12 protein-coding genes are annotated in these 14,880 nt (G+C 74.4%); 9 read left to right on the forward strand and 3 right to left on the reverse strand.

The window, feature by feature from the left end; genetic code table 11:
* Window positions 1-75: 75 nt before the first annotated feature.
* The 3 genes from AFM16_RS05745 to AFM16_RS05755 are packed head-to-tail and all read right to left on the reverse strand — an operon-like array spanning window position 76 to window position 3,151.
* Window positions 76-585, reverse strand: a complete 510-nt coding sequence (locus tag AFM16_RS05745) for a copper chaperone PCu(A)C (RefSeq protein WP_030786608.1) — start codon at window positions 583-585, stop codon at window positions 76-78.
* Window positions 582-2,837, reverse strand: coding sequence for a heavy metal translocating P-type ATPase (locus AFM16_RS05750; RefSeq protein WP_078636848.1), 2,256 nt, complete (start codon window positions 2,835-2,837; stop codon window positions 582-584). Before AFM16_RS05750 ends, AFM16_RS05745 begins: the two co-directional genes overlap by 4 nt.
* A gap of 56 nt (window positions 2,838-2,893) precedes the next feature.
* Window positions 2,894-3,151 carry a hypothetical protein gene (locus AFM16_RS05755; RefSeq protein WP_078632645.1) on the reverse strand — a complete coding sequence of 86 codons (258 nt, stop codon included), beginning with the start codon at window positions 3,149-3,151 and terminating at the stop codon, window positions 2,894-2,896.
* Window positions 3,152-3,452: 301 nt separating this feature from the next.
* Here AFM16_RS05755 and AFM16_RS40450 point away from each other — a divergent pair, with 301 nt between their 5' ends.
* The 9 genes from AFM16_RS40450 to AFM16_RS05800 all read left to right on the forward strand — a co-directional run bounded on the left by AFM16_RS40450 (window position 3,453) and on the right by AFM16_RS05800 (window position 14,880).
* Entirely contained in the window at window positions 3,453-4,865 is a 1,413-nt protein-coding gene (locus AFM16_RS40450; protein WP_078632646.1) for a hypothetical protein, read from the forward strand.
* 147 nt (window positions 4,866-5,012) lie between these two features.
* Complete coding sequence (locus tag AFM16_RS05765; RefSeq protein WP_078632647.1) at window positions 5,013-6,758, forward strand: hypothetical protein; 1,746 nt, start codon at window positions 5,013-5,015, stop codon at window positions 6,756-6,758.
* A 58-nt stretch (window positions 6,759-6,816) separates the two neighbouring features.
* The gene (locus tag AFM16_RS05770; protein ID WP_078632648.1) at window positions 6,817-8,745 is read left to right on the forward strand and encodes an SMI1/KNR4 family protein; all 1,929 of its coding nucleotides are present in this window, start codon (window positions 6,817-6,819) and stop codon (window positions 8,743-8,745) included.
* 81 nt (window positions 8,746-8,826) lie between these two features.
* Window positions 8,827-10,431 (forward strand): ABC transporter substrate-binding protein, encoded by a 1,605-nt coding sequence (locus AFM16_RS05775; RefSeq protein WP_078636849.1) that lies wholly within the window; start codon window positions 8,827-8,829, stop codon window positions 10,429-10,431.
* 26 nt (window positions 10,432-10,457) lie between these two features.
* Entirely contained in the window at window positions 10,458-11,426 is a 969-nt protein-coding gene (locus AFM16_RS05780) for an ABC transporter permease (protein WP_030786596.1), read from the forward strand.
* A gap of 17 nt (window positions 11,427-11,443) precedes the next feature.
* Window positions 11,444-12,346 carry an ABC transporter permease gene (locus AFM16_RS05785; RefSeq protein WP_078632649.1) on the forward strand — a complete coding sequence of 301 codons (903 nt, stop codon included), beginning with the start codon at window positions 11,444-11,446 and terminating at the stop codon, window positions 12,344-12,346.
* A gap of 74 nt (window positions 12,347-12,420) precedes the next feature.
* Window positions 12,421-13,326 carry an ABC transporter ATP-binding protein gene (locus AFM16_RS05790; protein ID WP_078636850.1) on the forward strand — a complete coding sequence of 302 codons (906 nt, stop codon included), beginning with the start codon at window positions 12,421-12,423 and terminating at the stop codon, window positions 13,324-13,326.
* Complete coding sequence (locus AFM16_RS05795; protein WP_078632650.1) at window positions 13,319-13,999, forward strand: ABC transporter ATP-binding protein; 681 nt, start codon at window positions 13,319-13,321, stop codon at window positions 13,997-13,999. The genes AFM16_RS05790 and AFM16_RS05795 overlap by 8 nt, the downstream gene beginning before the upstream one ends.
* Before the next feature lie 71 nt (window positions 14,000-14,070).
* Window positions 14,071-14,880, forward strand: coding sequence for a universal stress protein (locus AFM16_RS05800; protein ID WP_107419034.1), 810 nt, complete (start codon window positions 14,071-14,073; stop codon window positions 14,878-14,880).

The raw sequence follows: 14,880 nt of genomic DNA on the forward strand, positions 1-14,880 counted from the left end.
TAGTCGGGCGAGGGTGGCGGGGAGTTCCCGTCTTCTTCCTCGCTTGTGGGGAATGCCGAACGCGCCCTCGCCGGCCTACCGCAGCGACGCGGACGTGGGCGGCACCACGACGGCCCGCGCCTCCACCCGCCCCGTGTGCCGGAACTCCAGGGTGAACGTGACGCGTTCGCCCGGTCTCCATCCGTCCGGCGGCACAGGTACTGTCAGGTCGACCCCGCTCGGCGACATCGCGAGCCGGGCCCCCGCCGGGACCGGGACGGAGTCGACCGGGGACCGGTAGGCGGCGTTCCCCTGCCGCATACGGTGCCGGGACAGCGTCACCTCGCCGGGGACGGTCCGTGCCGTGACCCGCACCAGGGTGTCGGCCGAACCGCCCTCGTTCGCGATCTGGAAGAACGCGGCCGTCTCCCCCACCCCTGCGGACGGCAGGAGCACCTTCCCAGCCGTGACGGTGATGCGCGCCGGGCTCCCGGCCCGGCCCGCGCCGACCCAGGCCGTCAGACCGGCCAGCGCCAGGCCGCACGCCGTGACGGGCACCAGGGCGGCGAGTGCCCCGTCCCGCAGCCGGTTCGTGAACTCCCTCATCGCGCACCGGCCTTGGCGCGCCGCGTCGCGGCGGCTCGGGGGCGCGGACGGGCGGGTGAGGGCTGCCGGCCGCGCAGTCGCAGGCTGTTGGCCACCACCAGCAGTGAACTCGCCGACATCGCCGCCGCGGCGACCATGGGATCGAGCAGTCCGACCATGGCGAGCGGCACGGTGACGGCGTTGTAGCCGAACGCCCACACAAGGTTGGCCCGGATGGTGCGCAGCGTGCGCCGGGCGAGCAGGACCGCGTCGACAAGTGCCTCGATGTCTTCGCGGGCCAGGGTCAGGTCGGCCGCTCCCACGGCCACATCGGTGCCGCTGCCCATGGCGATGCCCAGGTCGGCCGCGGCGAGGGCCGCGGCGTCGTTCACGCCGTCGCCGACGACCGCCACCCGGGCGCCGGTCCGCCTCAACTCCCTTACGAGCGTGGCCTTGTCCTCCGGTGTGCAGCGGGCGTGCACCTCGTCGAGGGCGAGGGCGGCCGCGACGGCTTCGGCGGGTGCGTCGCGGTCTCCGGTGGCGAGCACCGGGCGGATCCCGAGCCGGCGCAGCCGCTCCACGGCCCGGTAGCTGCCCGGCCGCAGCACGTCCCCGACGGCGATCAGCGCCTCGGCCCGGCCGTCGACCCGCACCAGAACCGGTGTGTGCGCGGCCGCCTCCGCCTGGGCCAGCGCCTCGGCCAGCTCGCGCGGCAACGTGCCGTCCGGCGCGCCCACTTCGACCGTACGGCTCTCCACCTCACCCTTTACGCCACGGCCCGGCGTCGCGAGGAAGCCGGTCACGTCCGGCAGCAGTTGGGCCGGGTCCTTGCGGCGCGCGTACGTGGTGACCGCCCGCCCGATCGGATGCTCGGAGCCCTGCTCCACGGCCCCGGCCAGCCGCACCGCCTCGTCCTCCCCGAGCGCGCCGGGCAGGGCGGTGACGCGGGCGACCGTCATGTGGCCCGTGGTCAGTGTGCCGGTCTTGTCGAGGACGACGGTGTCCACGTGCCGCAGTGCCTCCAGCGTCCGCGGTCCGCTCACCAGCACGCCGAGTCGGGCGCCCCGCCCGGTGGCGGCCATCAGGGCGGTCGGGGTCGCCAGGCCCAGCGCGCACGGGCAGGCCACGACCAGGACGGCCACACCGGCGGTGAGCGCGGCCTGTGGGTCGGCTCCGGCGCCGAGCCAGAAGCCGAGGGCGGTCACGGCGAGCGCCAGGACGGCGGGTACGAACACCCCGGCGACCCGGTCGGCCAGCCGCTGCGCCCGTGCCTTTCCGGCCTGTGCCTCCGTCACAAGGCGTGTGATGCGTGCGAGTTGCGTGTCCGCGCCGACCGCCGTGGCCTCGACGTGCAGCAGTCCTCCCGCGTTCACGGCGCCTCCGACCAGGGCCGAGCCGGGCGACACCTCCACGGGTTCGCTCTCCCCGGTGACCAGGGACAGATCCACGGCGGAACTGCCCCGCGTCACCCGCCCGTCGGTGGCGACGCGCTCACCGGGGCGCACCAGGAAGACCTGGCCGACGCGCAATTGATCGACGGGGACGGTTCGTTCGCCGTGCTCGTCCCGTACGGACACCTGCTTGGCCGCGAGTTCGGCCAGGGACCGCAGCGCCGCTCCCGTGCCCCTTCGGGCGCGGCCCTCCAGGAACCGGCCGGCGAGCACGAACAGCGGGTCGGCGACGGCGGCTTCGAGATACAGGTGTGCCGTGCCCTCCTGCGTGGAGGGCAGCAGGCTGAACGGCATCCGCATCCCGGGTTCGCCCGCTCCCCCGAGGAACAGCGCGTACACCGACCAGGCGAAGGACGCGAGGACTCCGAGCGAGACCAGGGTGTCCATGGTGGCCGTGGAGTGCCGCAGCCCCCGCAACGCCCTGACGTGGAAGGGCCAGGCGCTCCACACCGCGACCGGGGCGGCCAGCACGAAGCACAGCCACTGCCAGTTGCGGAACTGGAGCGCCGGCACCATCGACAGTTCCAGGACGGGCACGGCCAACAGCGCGGTGATCAGCAGCCGTTCGCGCTCCTGACGGGCGTCGTCGGCCTCGGGCGCGGGCGGCGCGGCCCGGTGACCGGCCCCATGACTGGCCCGGTAACCGGCCTGGTGACTGGCCTGGTAGCCGGCCTGTTCGACGGCGGTGACGAGTGCCTCCGGTGTGAGGTCGGCCGGATGGCTGACCCGTGCCGTGCCCGTGGCCAGGTTGACCGTCGCCGTGACGCCCTCCAGCCTGCCGAGCTTCTTCTCCACCCGGCGTACGCAGGCCGCGCAGGTCATCCCGCGGACGGTGATGTCCGTGACGACCGAAGGACTCGGCGCCGTTTCGTCCACGGTCACTCGCCGCCTCCGTGCTCCATCCCGGGCATGTCCTCCATGCCCCCGCCGGTCCCGGACGTGTCTCCCCCGCCGGTCCCGGTGTTCCCCCCGCCGTCGTGCATGCCGGGTGCCACCGGGCCGACGGCCGAGCCGACGGCGTAGGACACCGCGAACACCAGCACGAGCAGCAGCAGGAAGCCGATCAGCGCGGCAGGGGGCGTCCATCTGCGGGTGGTCCCGTCGGCGGGGCGGGGTGACTGCGGGGTGTCGGACATGCACCAGGAGTCGGGGCGACGGGACGCCGAGTTCCGACAGCCGGCCATGGCGTGCGTCACAGCGGGTGCTCAGCGGGACGCGGTCGCATGGCGCGGAGCCGACGACGCCACATCGCCACATCGCCACATCGCCACATCGCCACATCGCCACATCGCCACAGGGAAATACCCGGGCGGATTCCCCCAACTTTCCCCTTCCGGCGCCCACTTCGGGTCGTATGATCCCGCCGGGAGACCGTTCCTCGCGCGTCAGGGGGCTGCCGCGGGGGCGGACTGTGGGGCGGGCGCAGGGGGGCACGGCATGGGCCTGGAGATCGACGCGGAGATGACCGCGGGGCCGCTGGGGACGATGATCACCGCCGCGATCGTGAGCGGCGGCGGGGCCGCGGTGCCCCTGGTGGGTCCCGCGCTCGGGGTGGGCAGGCTGGTCAGCGACCATCTCAACCGGCAGCGCATCGCCCTGCTCACCGAGGCCGTGCAGAAGGCCGCCCGCCGGGGCGCCTGGCTGGCCGGGGCGGGTCTGGCGCTCCAGGGCGTCGAGATCGCCCTGAAGTTCTACGAACTCGCCACCTACGAGAAGCGGCTCGACCAGGCCGTCCGCGCCCAGCAGTGGCTGGACGCGCTGCGGTCCGCCCAGGAGACCGCGCTGGCCCGGCTGGAGCACGGCTTCCGGCTCGCCGAGGCCCGCTACGAGGCGGTGCTCGCCTCCTACCCCTTCCACGCCCCGCCCGGCACGCTCGCCGAGGAACTGCTGCTCACGCCCGGCGGCCGCACCCGCCCGGTACTGCTGATTCCCGCCGACCCGCCGGACGTCCCCGCCCACAGCCCCTGGACGGGTGTGCGCCACCGGACCGTCGGTGAGCTGCGCAAGTACCCGGGCGCGCTGGACGTACGGGCCACCGACCGGGCCTTCGAGTGGCCCCACGCCGAACTCCTCCGCCGCGACCTGGACGCCGTCCCCGCGGTCTACCTCCAGCTCGGCACCACCGGGTACGACCTGGAGGTGCGGCTCGGCGGGAGCGCGCTGCTGCCCGGCGAGATCCTCTCCGTACTGCCCGCCGTCACCCTCCAGCGGGTCGGGTACCGGGAGCCCTGGGAGTGGACGGCGGAGGAACTGACCGCGCTGGGCGCCCCGGCCGGCACCCAGCCGAACCCCGGCCGCAACGCCGACCTCAACTTCGAACGGGCCGCCCGCGTCGCCGCGTTCACCGCCGTGATGGCCGCCGACGCCCACCAGCTCATGCACCGCCCGGCCTACGACGAGCAGGTGGACGCCGCCGCCGCGCGGGCCGGGCTCGCCCTCGCCGCATGGCCGCCCGGCCTCGGGGTGCCGCTGGAACTGGTCGCCGATCCGCCGTACCACCTGCTCCACCAGGCGCTCCGCCACCATGTGCGGGGCGACGGCGAGACCGCGCTGTTCACGGTCGCCGCCGCGGCGGCCTGGCTGGCCGGTGAGGAGACCGTCCGCCCGAACCGGCTCGCCGACGTCCTGACCCGGGCGGCCGGCTCGGGGCGGATGACCGCCGCGCACGGCCGCAAGTTCCGCGAGGCGGTGGCCGCCCTCGGCACCACGGCCCGGCTGCCCGCCCGGCTCCATCGCGCGCTGGACGCCCTCCCGGCGCAGGCTCCCGCGGGGCCTGCGGCCCCGGCCGCCACGAACGCCCCCGGCGACGCGCCCGGCCTCTTTCCGCCCGCCGGGCGGCCGCTGCTGTAGCCGGCGCCGTCGTGCCGGTGCGGGCCTCGGGGCCGCCGCCCCATGAGTCCACCGACGGCAGGACGGCGACGACAAGCGGACAAGGCGACAAAGAGCCTCGGCGACATCCTTACCGACGGCAGACGACGACCCGAGGACACCCCAGTCATGAGAACCCCCGCCCCCGCCCCCGGCCCCCGCCTCCTGTTCTTCGGCCTCCCCGGCGACCGGGCCGGTGAGCTGGCCGCCCTCGCCGTGCGGGACGCGCGGCGTGCCGTCGGGCTGCGTACGGTGGCCGGGGGCCCGCCCGCCTCGGAGGCCGCCGCCGGTTCCTGGGAGCTGGTGCGCCGCCGCCCGCGGCAGCCCAGACCCGAGCCGGGCGGGCCCCGGCCCTCGCCGTACAAGAACCTGCGGATCACGGTTCTGCCCGGGCTCACCCCGGCCGCGTCGGCGACGGGCGCGCACCCGGCGGGCCACGACGGGCTGGTGGTGGTCATCGGTGCCGGTGAACGGGCCTGGTGGGAGCTGCGGTTGCTGTTCCACCACGTCCAGCGGGCGCTGGCCGACAACCGGGCGCAGCGGATGGTGCTCGCCGTGACCGGCCTCGGGCGGCGCGCCGGGGCGGCGGAGCTGGCGGAGGCCGTCCGGCCGTGGGCGTCGTATCTGGGCTCCGGGGTGTCGGCCGGGCGGCTCTACGGCGTGACGGTGCCGGTGCGGTTCCCCGGCGGGGCGCGCGGGGCGAGGCCAGGCGTACCGCTGCTCTGGCATCTGGGCGCGGATTCGGAACTGACGCCTCGGCAGCGCCGGTTGACCGACGCCCGGCTGGCCGAGGCCAGGACTCCCGGCGCCCCCTTGGCCCTGCGGGAGTGGGAGCGGGTCGACCGGGTCCTGCACGCCGCCCCGGTGCCGCCCGACCGCACCGTACGGGTCACCGTCCTCGGGGCTCCGGGCGCGGGCCGTACGACCGTCCTTGCCGCCGCCCACCGGGTGCTCGGTCCCGAACGCCCGGGCCTGTGGCTCCACTTGCCCGATCCTGGCGCCCTCCACGACCTGATCACCCGCCGCCGCGCCCTGGAAGAGGACAGCCTCCGCGCCCCCGGCACCCCCAGTACCCCCGCCACCGACCGCGAGCACTGGCACTTCCAACTCGCCGACGGCACCGTCCCGGTGATGGACGTGGACTGGCTGGAGGCCGACACCCGCGGGGCCCGTCCCGACCTCGCCGACCGGGTCCGGGACTCCCAGTGCGTGGTCGTCGCGGTGGACGCCGCTCTGCTCGACGTCCCGCTGGACGAGGGCCGCACGGCGGAGCTGCGGGAGCGGACCGGCGCCGGAACCGCCGACGAACTGATCCAGGCCGCGGCCACGTTCCACCGCGACGCGGACGGACTCCCGCCCCAGGTCGTCCTGTTGCTGACCGGAGTCGATCGACTCCTGCGCGACGGACGCCCGTTGCGCACCCGTGCGGGCCTGCTGGACGACTTCCGGCGGCTGGTCCCCGCCGCCTTCGCCCCCGGGGTGCTCACCGCGCTCTGCCCCGTGAGCGCGGGCACCGGCGAGGCGGACCCGCCGACCGGGGTCGAGGCCCCGTACCGGCTGCTCCTCCTGCAACAGCTCCGGCGGGAGGCGCACCGGCTCACGGGGGTCGCGGCCGGCGAGGAGGAGAAGGCCGAACGGCTGCGGGAGCGGGCGGAACGCCGCAAGGAGACCACGAGCAAGTGGAACCCGGTCAGCCGGGTCCTCAGCTTCGCCGACGGCAAGCGCGCCGACCGGGGTGAGGGCCGGGCCCGGACCGCCCGCGACGCGGCCGCCGCGAACGACGAGATCGAGAAGCTCCTCCACCGCGACCTGCGGGACACCACCGTCCTGCTGGGCGGCGAGCCGTACGGCACCGGGAGCACCGTCGGGAGCTAGCCCTCTCCCCCGCCGTGATCCGCGGGCGTTGTCAGTGGTGGGTGGCAGCATCGGGACCATGACGGAGAGCACGGCATTCGACTGGCGGTCCTTCCTGCTCAGGTGGAGCGGGGAGTGGGCGGACTCCCTGCCGGAGGAGGACGAGACGCGGGACGCGGACGACGAGCGCGCCCGGCAGGCGCGATGGCTGGGATTCCCGGCCGCCTCCGAGGAGGACATCGCGGCCATGGAGGAGCGGCTCGGCCGCCGGATGCCGCCGTCGTACCGGGAGTTCCTCAAGGTCAGCGACGGCTGGCGGAACGCCGGAGGGTTCGTGTGGCTGCTGGCGGGCACCTCGGACGCGCGCTGGCACGAGGACGAGTCGGGGCTCGCGGAAGAGTTCGAGGAGTACCTCGACGAGGACGCCGGGCCCGAGGAGCGGCAAGGGGTGGACGTCTGGCGGCGTGGACTTCAGCTCGACGTCGAGTCCGACATCACCCATGTCCTCCTGGATCCCGGGGAGGTGGACGAGGACGGCGAATGGGCCGTCTACACATGGGCGAGCTGGCGGGCCGCGCCGCCCGAGCGGTACGCCACCTTCCTGGAGTTCATGAGGGACATGCACCGGGAGTTCCACAGCCTGCGCGCCCGACCGGACGGCGGTGAGTCGGAGTTCGCCAACGGCACCACGCGCGAGCTGGACGCCCAGGTGGAGGAGGCCCGGCTGACCGCCCTGCGCGGCGACTGGGAGGGGGCGCGGAAGCCTCTGGACGAGGCGAAGGGGTACGGCCGGCCGCGGGCCGCCGGGCTGGGCGACCAGATACGGCGCCTGCTCGGACAGACCTACATGGTGTACTTCGACGGCCTGGTGACGGACCCCCGTTACGCGTCCGAGCTGCTGCCGCCGCTGGTCGCCGACCACGCGGCGCACGCGTCCGGGGACGACTCCACCCTGAGGTTCCATCTGCGGGGCGCCGACGACGATCTGGTGTCGCTGGCCTACGCGACGCTGGAGGAGGTGCGCGACCGCACGTTCCACTACAAGGCCGTCGGTCCCTTCGGGGAGGCGGTCGAGCGGGCGCGGGAGTTGGCGCGCTGGGGAGAGACCGACGCCGCGTGGCGGACCCTGATGGACGCCCTGCCCCTGTGGGAGCCCCTGGGACCGGACCACTTGGCACCGCTGGGATGGGTGGCCGACCCCCTGCTCGGACCGCTACTCACTCCCGAGCGGGGGCGCGAGCTGCTGTCCGCTCCCCGGGCCGGCCGGAAGGGCGCGGCACCGAGCCCGGCGGCCGGGCTCGACCCGGGCGACCTGACCTGGCTCGCGGATCCGGACCCGGGCAACAACCGCACGTCCTACCGGTTCGTACTGGTGGAGGGCGTGGAACCGGCCGAGCTGCCCCGACGCCTCACCGAGGAGGACGACGCCGTACTGCGCGCCCCGACCACCTTCTGGGAGTCCCGCCACCGTTCGCGCCCCGGCCAGGGGGAGTTCTCCTCCTACGACGACAGAGCCCTCATGGCGGTCGGCCGGGCCGGCACCGGCTGGAGCTTCGCCTTCGACGGCGACCCCTCGCCGTTCCACCGGCAGCGGTTCGTCTCCCCCGCCGCGGCCGCCGCCGTCGGCACCCGCGCGGTGGTGGTGTGGTGCGGCCTCAGAACCTGGCACGGGAAACCGTTCTTCCACCTCTCGGTGGCCCAGGACGGCGTCGAACAGTACGCGTTCACGTACGCGGAGGGAGAGACACAGAGAAGCGGGCCGATACCTCCGGCGCTGGATCCGGACCGCTTCTTCGGCGGAACGGCGGACGCAGCCGAGGCGGAGCGGTCGCTCCTCGACGCCCTGACCCGCGCGTTCGGTGCCTCTCTGCCGCGTCACGCGCTCGTGAACGGGCGGCTGCACACCTTCACCACCCGCTCGTGGACACGACCGCCGCAGGACGGCGAGACGTACCTGGTGGTGCGCCTGCACCGACCGACCGCCACCCCTGCGACACCGTCGGACTGATGCGGGGCCCGCCTGGGTAAGCCTCCAATCGCACATGACATGCAACAGCGATATTGAGGCAACAAGGGTGTGAGGCTGCTCATGACGACGACCCGTCGCATACGAAGTTCCGCCGTCGCGGCGGCGGTTGTGATGGCCGGGGTCGCCGCCTGCTCGGCACCGGGCGGCAGCGGGGACGGGAAGGGCGGCGCCGGTGGGGCCGCCGACTCCGTGGTGATCGGGGTGGGCTCCGAACCGGACACGCTCAGCCCGCTGCTCGGCTACGGCAAGGACGGGAACTCCAAGATCTTCGACGGGCTCCTCGCCCGTGACGCGGACCTGAAGCTGACCCCCGCGCTGGCCGTGGCCCTGCCCGAGGTCACCGAGGACGGTCTCACCTACACGTACACCCTGCGCGACGGCGTCGAGTTCAGCGACGGCGAGCCCCTGACGGCCGAGGACGTCGTCTTCACCTACCGGACGGTCCTGGACGAGAAGACGAACAACACGGCCCGCAGTGAACTCGACGCGGTCGAGGAGGTGCGGGCGAGCGGTGACCGCAAGGTCGTCTTCACCCTGAAGTACCCCTACGCGCCGTTCGCCGGGCGCACGGTGCTGCCCGTCGTCCCGGAGCACATCGCCGGTGAGCAGGACCCCAACGCCGGTTCCTTCAACACCGAACCGGTCGGCACGGGGCCGTACGTGCTCTCCGCGTGGAGCAAGGGCGAGAAGCTCACCTTCAAGGCGAACCCGCGGTACTGGGGCGGCGCGCCGAAGGTGAGGACGTTCACGATGGCGGTCATCGCCGACGACAACGTGCGGGCCACCAGGCTGCGTTCCGGTGACCTCGACGGGGCGGTCCTGCCGCCCAATCTGGCCGCCACGTTCAAGAAGGACGGCTCCAGGAAGACGTACGACGCGAAGTCCTACGACTTCCGCACCGTCACCCTGCCCAGCGCGGGCGAGGTCACCGGCGACCGGGCGATCCGGCAGGCGCTCGACGCCGTCGTGGACCGCGAGGCCATGGTGGACAAGGTGCTCGACGGCGCGGGCCGGCCGGCGTACGGGCCGCTGCCGGTCGACGACCCCTGGTTCGCGCGGGGCATCGAGCGCGACCCGGACCTGGGCCGGGCGCAGCGGATCCTCGACGCGGCGGGCTGGAAGGCCGGCGAGGACGGTGTCCGTGCCAAGGGCGGCGAGCGGGCGGCGTTCACGCTGCTCCACCCCTCGGGCGACAAGGTCCGCCAGGATCTCGCCCTGGCCTACGCCTCCGACGCCAAGAAGGCCGGCATCGCGGTGACGGTGGAGAGTGCGACATGGGAGGTCATCGAGCCGCGGATGAAGGACGACGCGGTGCTCGCCGGATTCGGCAGCACCGGCGACCCCGACTTCGGCCTGTACACCCTGCTGCACTCCTCCCTCGCGGGCGACGGCTTCAACAACATGGCCCGCTACCGCGACGCGACCGTGGACAAGGCCCTCGACACCGGCCGCCGCAGCTCGGACACGGCGACCCGGCAGGACGCCTACACCACGCTCCAGCGGGCGCTGGTGAAGAACCCGGGATACACGTTCCTCACCCACATCGACCACCTGTACGTCCTCGCGGACCGCTGGGACGGTCCGACCACCCAACTGGAGCCGCACGAACACGGCTTCGCCAGCGGCCCCTGGTGGAACATCGAGGACTGGCAGCCGAAGAAGTGACCGCCGCATCCCTGCCCTGGGGAGCGATGGCGCGGCTGGCGGGACGGCGGACCCTGACCGCCGTCCCCGTCCTTCTCGTCGTCACCTTCGGGGTCTTCGCCATCGCCGCCGCCTCCCCCTTCGACCCCGTCAAGGCGTACGCCGGCACGGCCGCTCTCGGCGCCGACCGGGAGACCCTGGACCGGCTGCGGGACAACCTGGGCGCGGACCGGCCGTTCACCGCCCGCTGGTGGGAGTGGCTGACCTCCGCTCTCGGCGGCGACCTGGGCCACTCCACCGTGCTGCGGCAGCCGGTGGCGCAGGTCATCGGTGAACGCCTGGTGTGGTCCTCGCTGTTGTGCGCGGTCGCGTTCGTCGCGGCCGTGCTCGTCGGCACCCTGCTGGGGGTGCTGGCCGCCCGTCGCCCCGGCTCGTGGCTCGACCGGATCGTCAGCTCGCTCGCCTACACCCTGGAGGCGGCGCCGGTGTTCTGGATCGCCCTGCTGGCCGTCTGGCTGTTCGCCCTCCACCTGGGCGTCCTTCCGGCGGGCGGCCTCACGGACACCGCCAGCGAACAGGTCACCGCGGGGCAGGTGGCGCGTCATCTCGTGCTGCCCGCGGGAGTGCTCGCCGTGTCCCAACTCCCTTGGTTCACGCTGTATGTACGGCAGGGGGTCGCGGACGCGCTGGCGGAGGACCCGGTGCGCGGCGCACGCGCGCGGGGCCTGAGCGAACGCACCGTGCTGCTCGGGCACGCCTTGCGTTCCGGACTCCTGCCGGTGCTCACGCTGATCGGCTCCCGCGTTCCCGAACTCATCACCGGCGCGCTGCTGGTGGAGAGCGTCTTCAGTTGGCCCGGTATCGCCGCGGCCACCGTCGAGGCGGCCACCGCCGTCGACTTCCCCCTGCTGGCGGCGCTCACGACGCTGGCCACCGCCGCCGTCCTCGTCGGCAACCTGCTCGCCGATCTTCTGTACGCGCTGTTCGACCCGAGGGTGAAGCTCAGTGACATGTGACTCCCATGGCTGAGGCCATGACCGATACGCAGGCAGAGCGGCGGACCGGGAAGCCGTCCGGGACGGTATGGCGCTCCGCCGGCACCAGCCGCCGTTCCACGCGCGCCCTGCGGGTGCGGACCTCGGTCGCGCTGGTGGCCGTGACCGTCCTCGCCGTCCTCCTCGTCCCGCCGCTGGTCCGGCTCGACCAGCAGGCCGTCGACCTGTCCGCCAAGCTGCTGGCGCCGTCCTGGGCGCACCCGTTCGGCACCGACGACGTCGGCCGGGACCTGCTGCTGCGCTGTGTCTACGGGCTGCGGGTGTCGCTGCTCGTCGGCGCGGCCGCCGCGCTCACGGCGACGCTGATCGGGACGGCCGTCGGGGCCACCGCCGGGGCCCTGGGGGGCTGGGCGGACCGGGCCCTCATGCGGGTCGTCGACACCGTGTCCTCCGTACCGCATCTGCTGCTGGGCATCTTCATTGTCGCGATGTTCCGGCCGGGCGTCTGGCCGGTGGTGGTCTCGGTCGCGCTGACCCACTGGCTGTCGACGGCCCGGATCGTCCGCGCCGAGGTCCTCTCGCTGCGCTCCCGCCCGTACATCGACGCCGCCGTCTCGGGCGGGGCGTCCCGGTGGCGGGTGCTGGTACGGCATCTGCTGCCCGGTGTGCTGCCGCAGGCCGCGCTGGCCGCCGTGCTGATGGTGCCGCACGCCATGTGGCACGAGTCGGCGCTGTCCTTCCTCGGGCTGGGCCTGCCCACCCATACGGCGAGCCTCGGCACGCTGATCCAGAGCGCGCGGGGTTCGCTGCTGGCCGGCCAGTGGTGGCCGACTCTCTTCCCCGGCCTGTTCATCATCGTCCCCACGCTGGCCGTCGCGGGTCTGGCCGGTGCCTGGCGGGAACGGATCAACCCGCGCCGCCGATCGGAGCTGATGCTGTGACGGAGCGATCACCTCGCCAACAAGGGCCGCGTGAGCCGGTGTTGTCGGTGCATGGGCTGTCGGTGCGGTTCGGGATGCCGGGTGGGCGCCGGGTCGCCGCCGTCACGGACGTCCGCTTCGACGTGGCGCCCGGCGAGTGCCTCGCCCTGATCGGCGAGAGCGGCTGCGGCAAGTCCGTCCTCGCGTCGGCCCTGTTGGGGCTGCTGCCCGCCAACGCCGAGACCGCCGGGGAGGCCAGGCTCGGCGGCCTCGACCTGCTCACCGCCGGCGAACGCACCCTCGCCCGTGCCGTACGGGGGCGCCGGATCGGGCTCGTCCCGCAGAGCCCGGCCGCGCATCTGACCCCGGTCCGCACCGTCCGCTCCCATCTGGAGGAGACGGTCGCCGCGCTGACCGGCGTACGGGGTCGCGCGGCCGTGCGCAAGACGGCCGAGGCGTGCGCCGCGCGTACGGCGTTCCCCGCGGACCATCTCGACCGGCATCCGCACGAACTGTCCGGCGGCCTCGCCCAGCGCGCCGCGACCGCCCTCGCGCTGGTCGGTGACGCGCCGTTGCTGCTGGCCGACGAGCCGACCACCGGGCTCGACCGTGATCTGGTGGAGCACACGGTCGACGCGCTACGGCGCCATGTCGCCGACGGCGACCGGGCCTTGCTGCTGATCACCCACGATCTGGCCGCGGCCGAGCGGATCGCCGACCGGGTGGCCGTCATGTACGCGGGCCGCATCGTCGAACTGGCGGACGCGGAAGCCTTCTTCGGCGCCCGCGGTCCCCGACACCCCTACAGCCGGGCCCTCCTTCGGGCCCTCCCCGACCGGGGCTTCACCCCCATTCCCGGGCTGCCTCCCGAACTCGGCGACCTCCCCGACGGCTGCGCCTTCGCCCCGCGCTGCGACCGCGCCACCGGCCTGTGCGCGGAGCTGCCGTCCGGTTCGGTCGCCTGCCACCATCCGCACGTCCCGGAGGACGCCCGTGCTTGAACTGCGCGCCATCACCGCCGGATACGACCGGCACGCGCCCGTGGTGCGCGGGGCGTCCCTGACGGTGGCGCCCGGCGAGGCCGTCGGCCTGCTCGGCCCGAGCGGCTGCGGCAAGTCGACCCTCGCCCGCGTCGCCGCCCTGCTGCACCGCCCCGACGCGGGGGCCGTCCTCCTCGACGGCGCCCCCGTGCGCGGCTGGCGGCACCGCGCCCCGCGCGCACTCCGCACCGCCTTCGGCGTCGTCTTCCAGCAGCCCCGGCTCTCCGCGGACCCCCGGCTGCGGCTCGCCGACCTGATCGCGGAACCGCTGCGCGCCACCGGCCGCCGCGACGCGCTGCCCGAGCGGGTGGCCGGCCTCGCCGCGACCGTCGGCCTGACCCCGGACCTTCTCCTGCGGCGCCCTCACGAGGTCAGCGACGGCCAGCTCCAGCGCGCCTGCCTGGCCCGCGCCCTGGTGCTGCGGCCGCGCTGGCTGATCTGCGACGAGATGACGGCCATGCTCGACGCCTCCACCACCGCCGCGCTCGTCACGGCCGTCGAGGACTACCGCCGCACCACAGGCGCCGGACTGCTCGCCGTCGGCCACGACCGCACCCTCCTGCACCGGTGGTGCGACCGGACGGTCCACTGGAAGGCGCTGGGCGCCCGCGCCGACGGCTCCGTGCCCGTCTGACAGCCCGCCGGAATGGCGGCATCGCGGCGCCGCGGCGAAGCTGGGAAGCCGAGGCCAGCGAGGGAGGAACGGTGGGCAACCTTGTCGTCGTAGGCGTGGACGGCTCGGCGTCGAGTCTTGCCGCGGTGGAGGAGGCCGCGCGAGAGGCCGGGCGGCGCCGTGCGGAGCTGCGGGTGGTGCACGCCTTCAGCTGGCCGGTGCGGCCCGTGTACTCGCCGCCGGACCCGGCGCCGCTGGAGCGCCTCGTGCACGAGGCGGCGGAACGTGCCCGGGCGGTCGTGCCGGGGCTCGAGGTCACCGAGGCCGTGGAGAAGGGCGACGCGGTGGCCGTGCTGGAGGCCGAGTCGCGGACCGCTGACCTGGTGGTCGTCGGTCCCCGGGGGGTCGGGGGGTTCATGGGCGTGCTGCTGGGGTCGACGGCGGCGTCCCTGGCCGCCCACAGCCGGTGCCCGGTGCAGGTGGCGCGCGAGGAACCGGCCGGAGACGGGCCGGTCGTGCTGGCCGCCGACGGCTCCCCGGCCGCCGAGAAGGCGGTCGAGTTCGCCTTCTCGGAGGCGGCGCTGCGCGGGGCCCGGCTTCTGGCCGTGCACGTCTGGCTGCCGGACTACGCCCCGGCCGGCATGGGCACCGAGAGCGCGGAACGCCTGCTGGCCGAGGCCCTCGCCGGCCACAGCGAGAGCTACCCGGACGTCACGGTCGAACAGGAGATCCTGAGCGGCGAGACCCGCGAGACCCTGATCGAGGCGAGCCGCACCGCCCAGCTCCTGGTCGTCGGGGCCCGAGGCCGCGGCGGCTTCGCGGGCCTCCTCCTGGGCTCGGTGAGCCAGGCCCTCCTCCACCACGCCCACTGCCCGGTGACGGTCGTCCGCGGCACGGGGTGA

The organism is Streptomyces antibioticus (genome assembly GCF_002019855.1).
In the GTDB taxonomy this organism is placed as follows: Bacteria; Actinomycetota; Actinomycetes; order Streptomycetales; family Streptomycetaceae; genus Streptomyces; species Streptomyces antibioticus_B.

What these genes read in the sequence shown, in the direction of transcription:
- AFM16_RS05745 (WP_030786608.1), bottom strand. Translation starts at nt 585, where the DNA reads ATGAGGGAGTTCACGAACCGGCTGCGGGACGGGGCACTCGCCGCCCTG.
- AFM16_RS05750 (WP_078636848.1), bottom strand. Translation starts at nt 2,837, where the DNA reads ATGACCTGCGCGGCCTGCGTACGCCGGGTGGAGAAGAAGCTCGGCAGG.
- AFM16_RS05755 (WP_078632645.1), bottom strand. Translation starts at nt 3,151, where the DNA reads ATGTCCGACACCCCGCAGTCACCCCGCCCCGCCGACGGGACCACCCGC.
- AFM16_RS40450 (WP_078632646.1), top strand. Translation starts at nt 3,453, where the DNA reads ATGGGCCTGGAGATCGACGCGGAGATGACCGCGGGGCCGCTGGGGACG.
- AFM16_RS05765 (WP_078632647.1), top strand. Translation starts at nt 5,013, where the DNA reads ATGAGAACCCCCGCCCCCGCCCCCGGCCCCCGCCTCCTGTTCTTCGGC.
- AFM16_RS05770 (WP_078632648.1), top strand. Translation starts at nt 6,817, where the DNA reads ATGACGGAGAGCACGGCATTCGACTGGCGGTCCTTCCTGCTCAGGTGG.
- AFM16_RS05775 (WP_078636849.1), top strand. Translation starts at nt 8,827, where the DNA reads ATGACGACGACCCGTCGCATACGAAGTTCCGCCGTCGCGGCGGCGGTT.
- AFM16_RS05780 (WP_030786596.1), top strand. Translation starts at nt 10,458, where the DNA reads ATGGCGCGGCTGGCGGGACGGCGGACCCTGACCGCCGTCCCCGTCCTT.
- AFM16_RS05785 (WP_078632649.1), top strand. Translation starts at nt 11,444, where the DNA reads ATGACCGATACGCAGGCAGAGCGGCGGACCGGGAAGCCGTCCGGGACG.
- AFM16_RS05790 (WP_078636850.1), top strand. Translation starts at nt 12,421, where the DNA reads ATGCCGGGTGGGCGCCGGGTCGCCGCCGTCACGGACGTCCGCTTCGAC.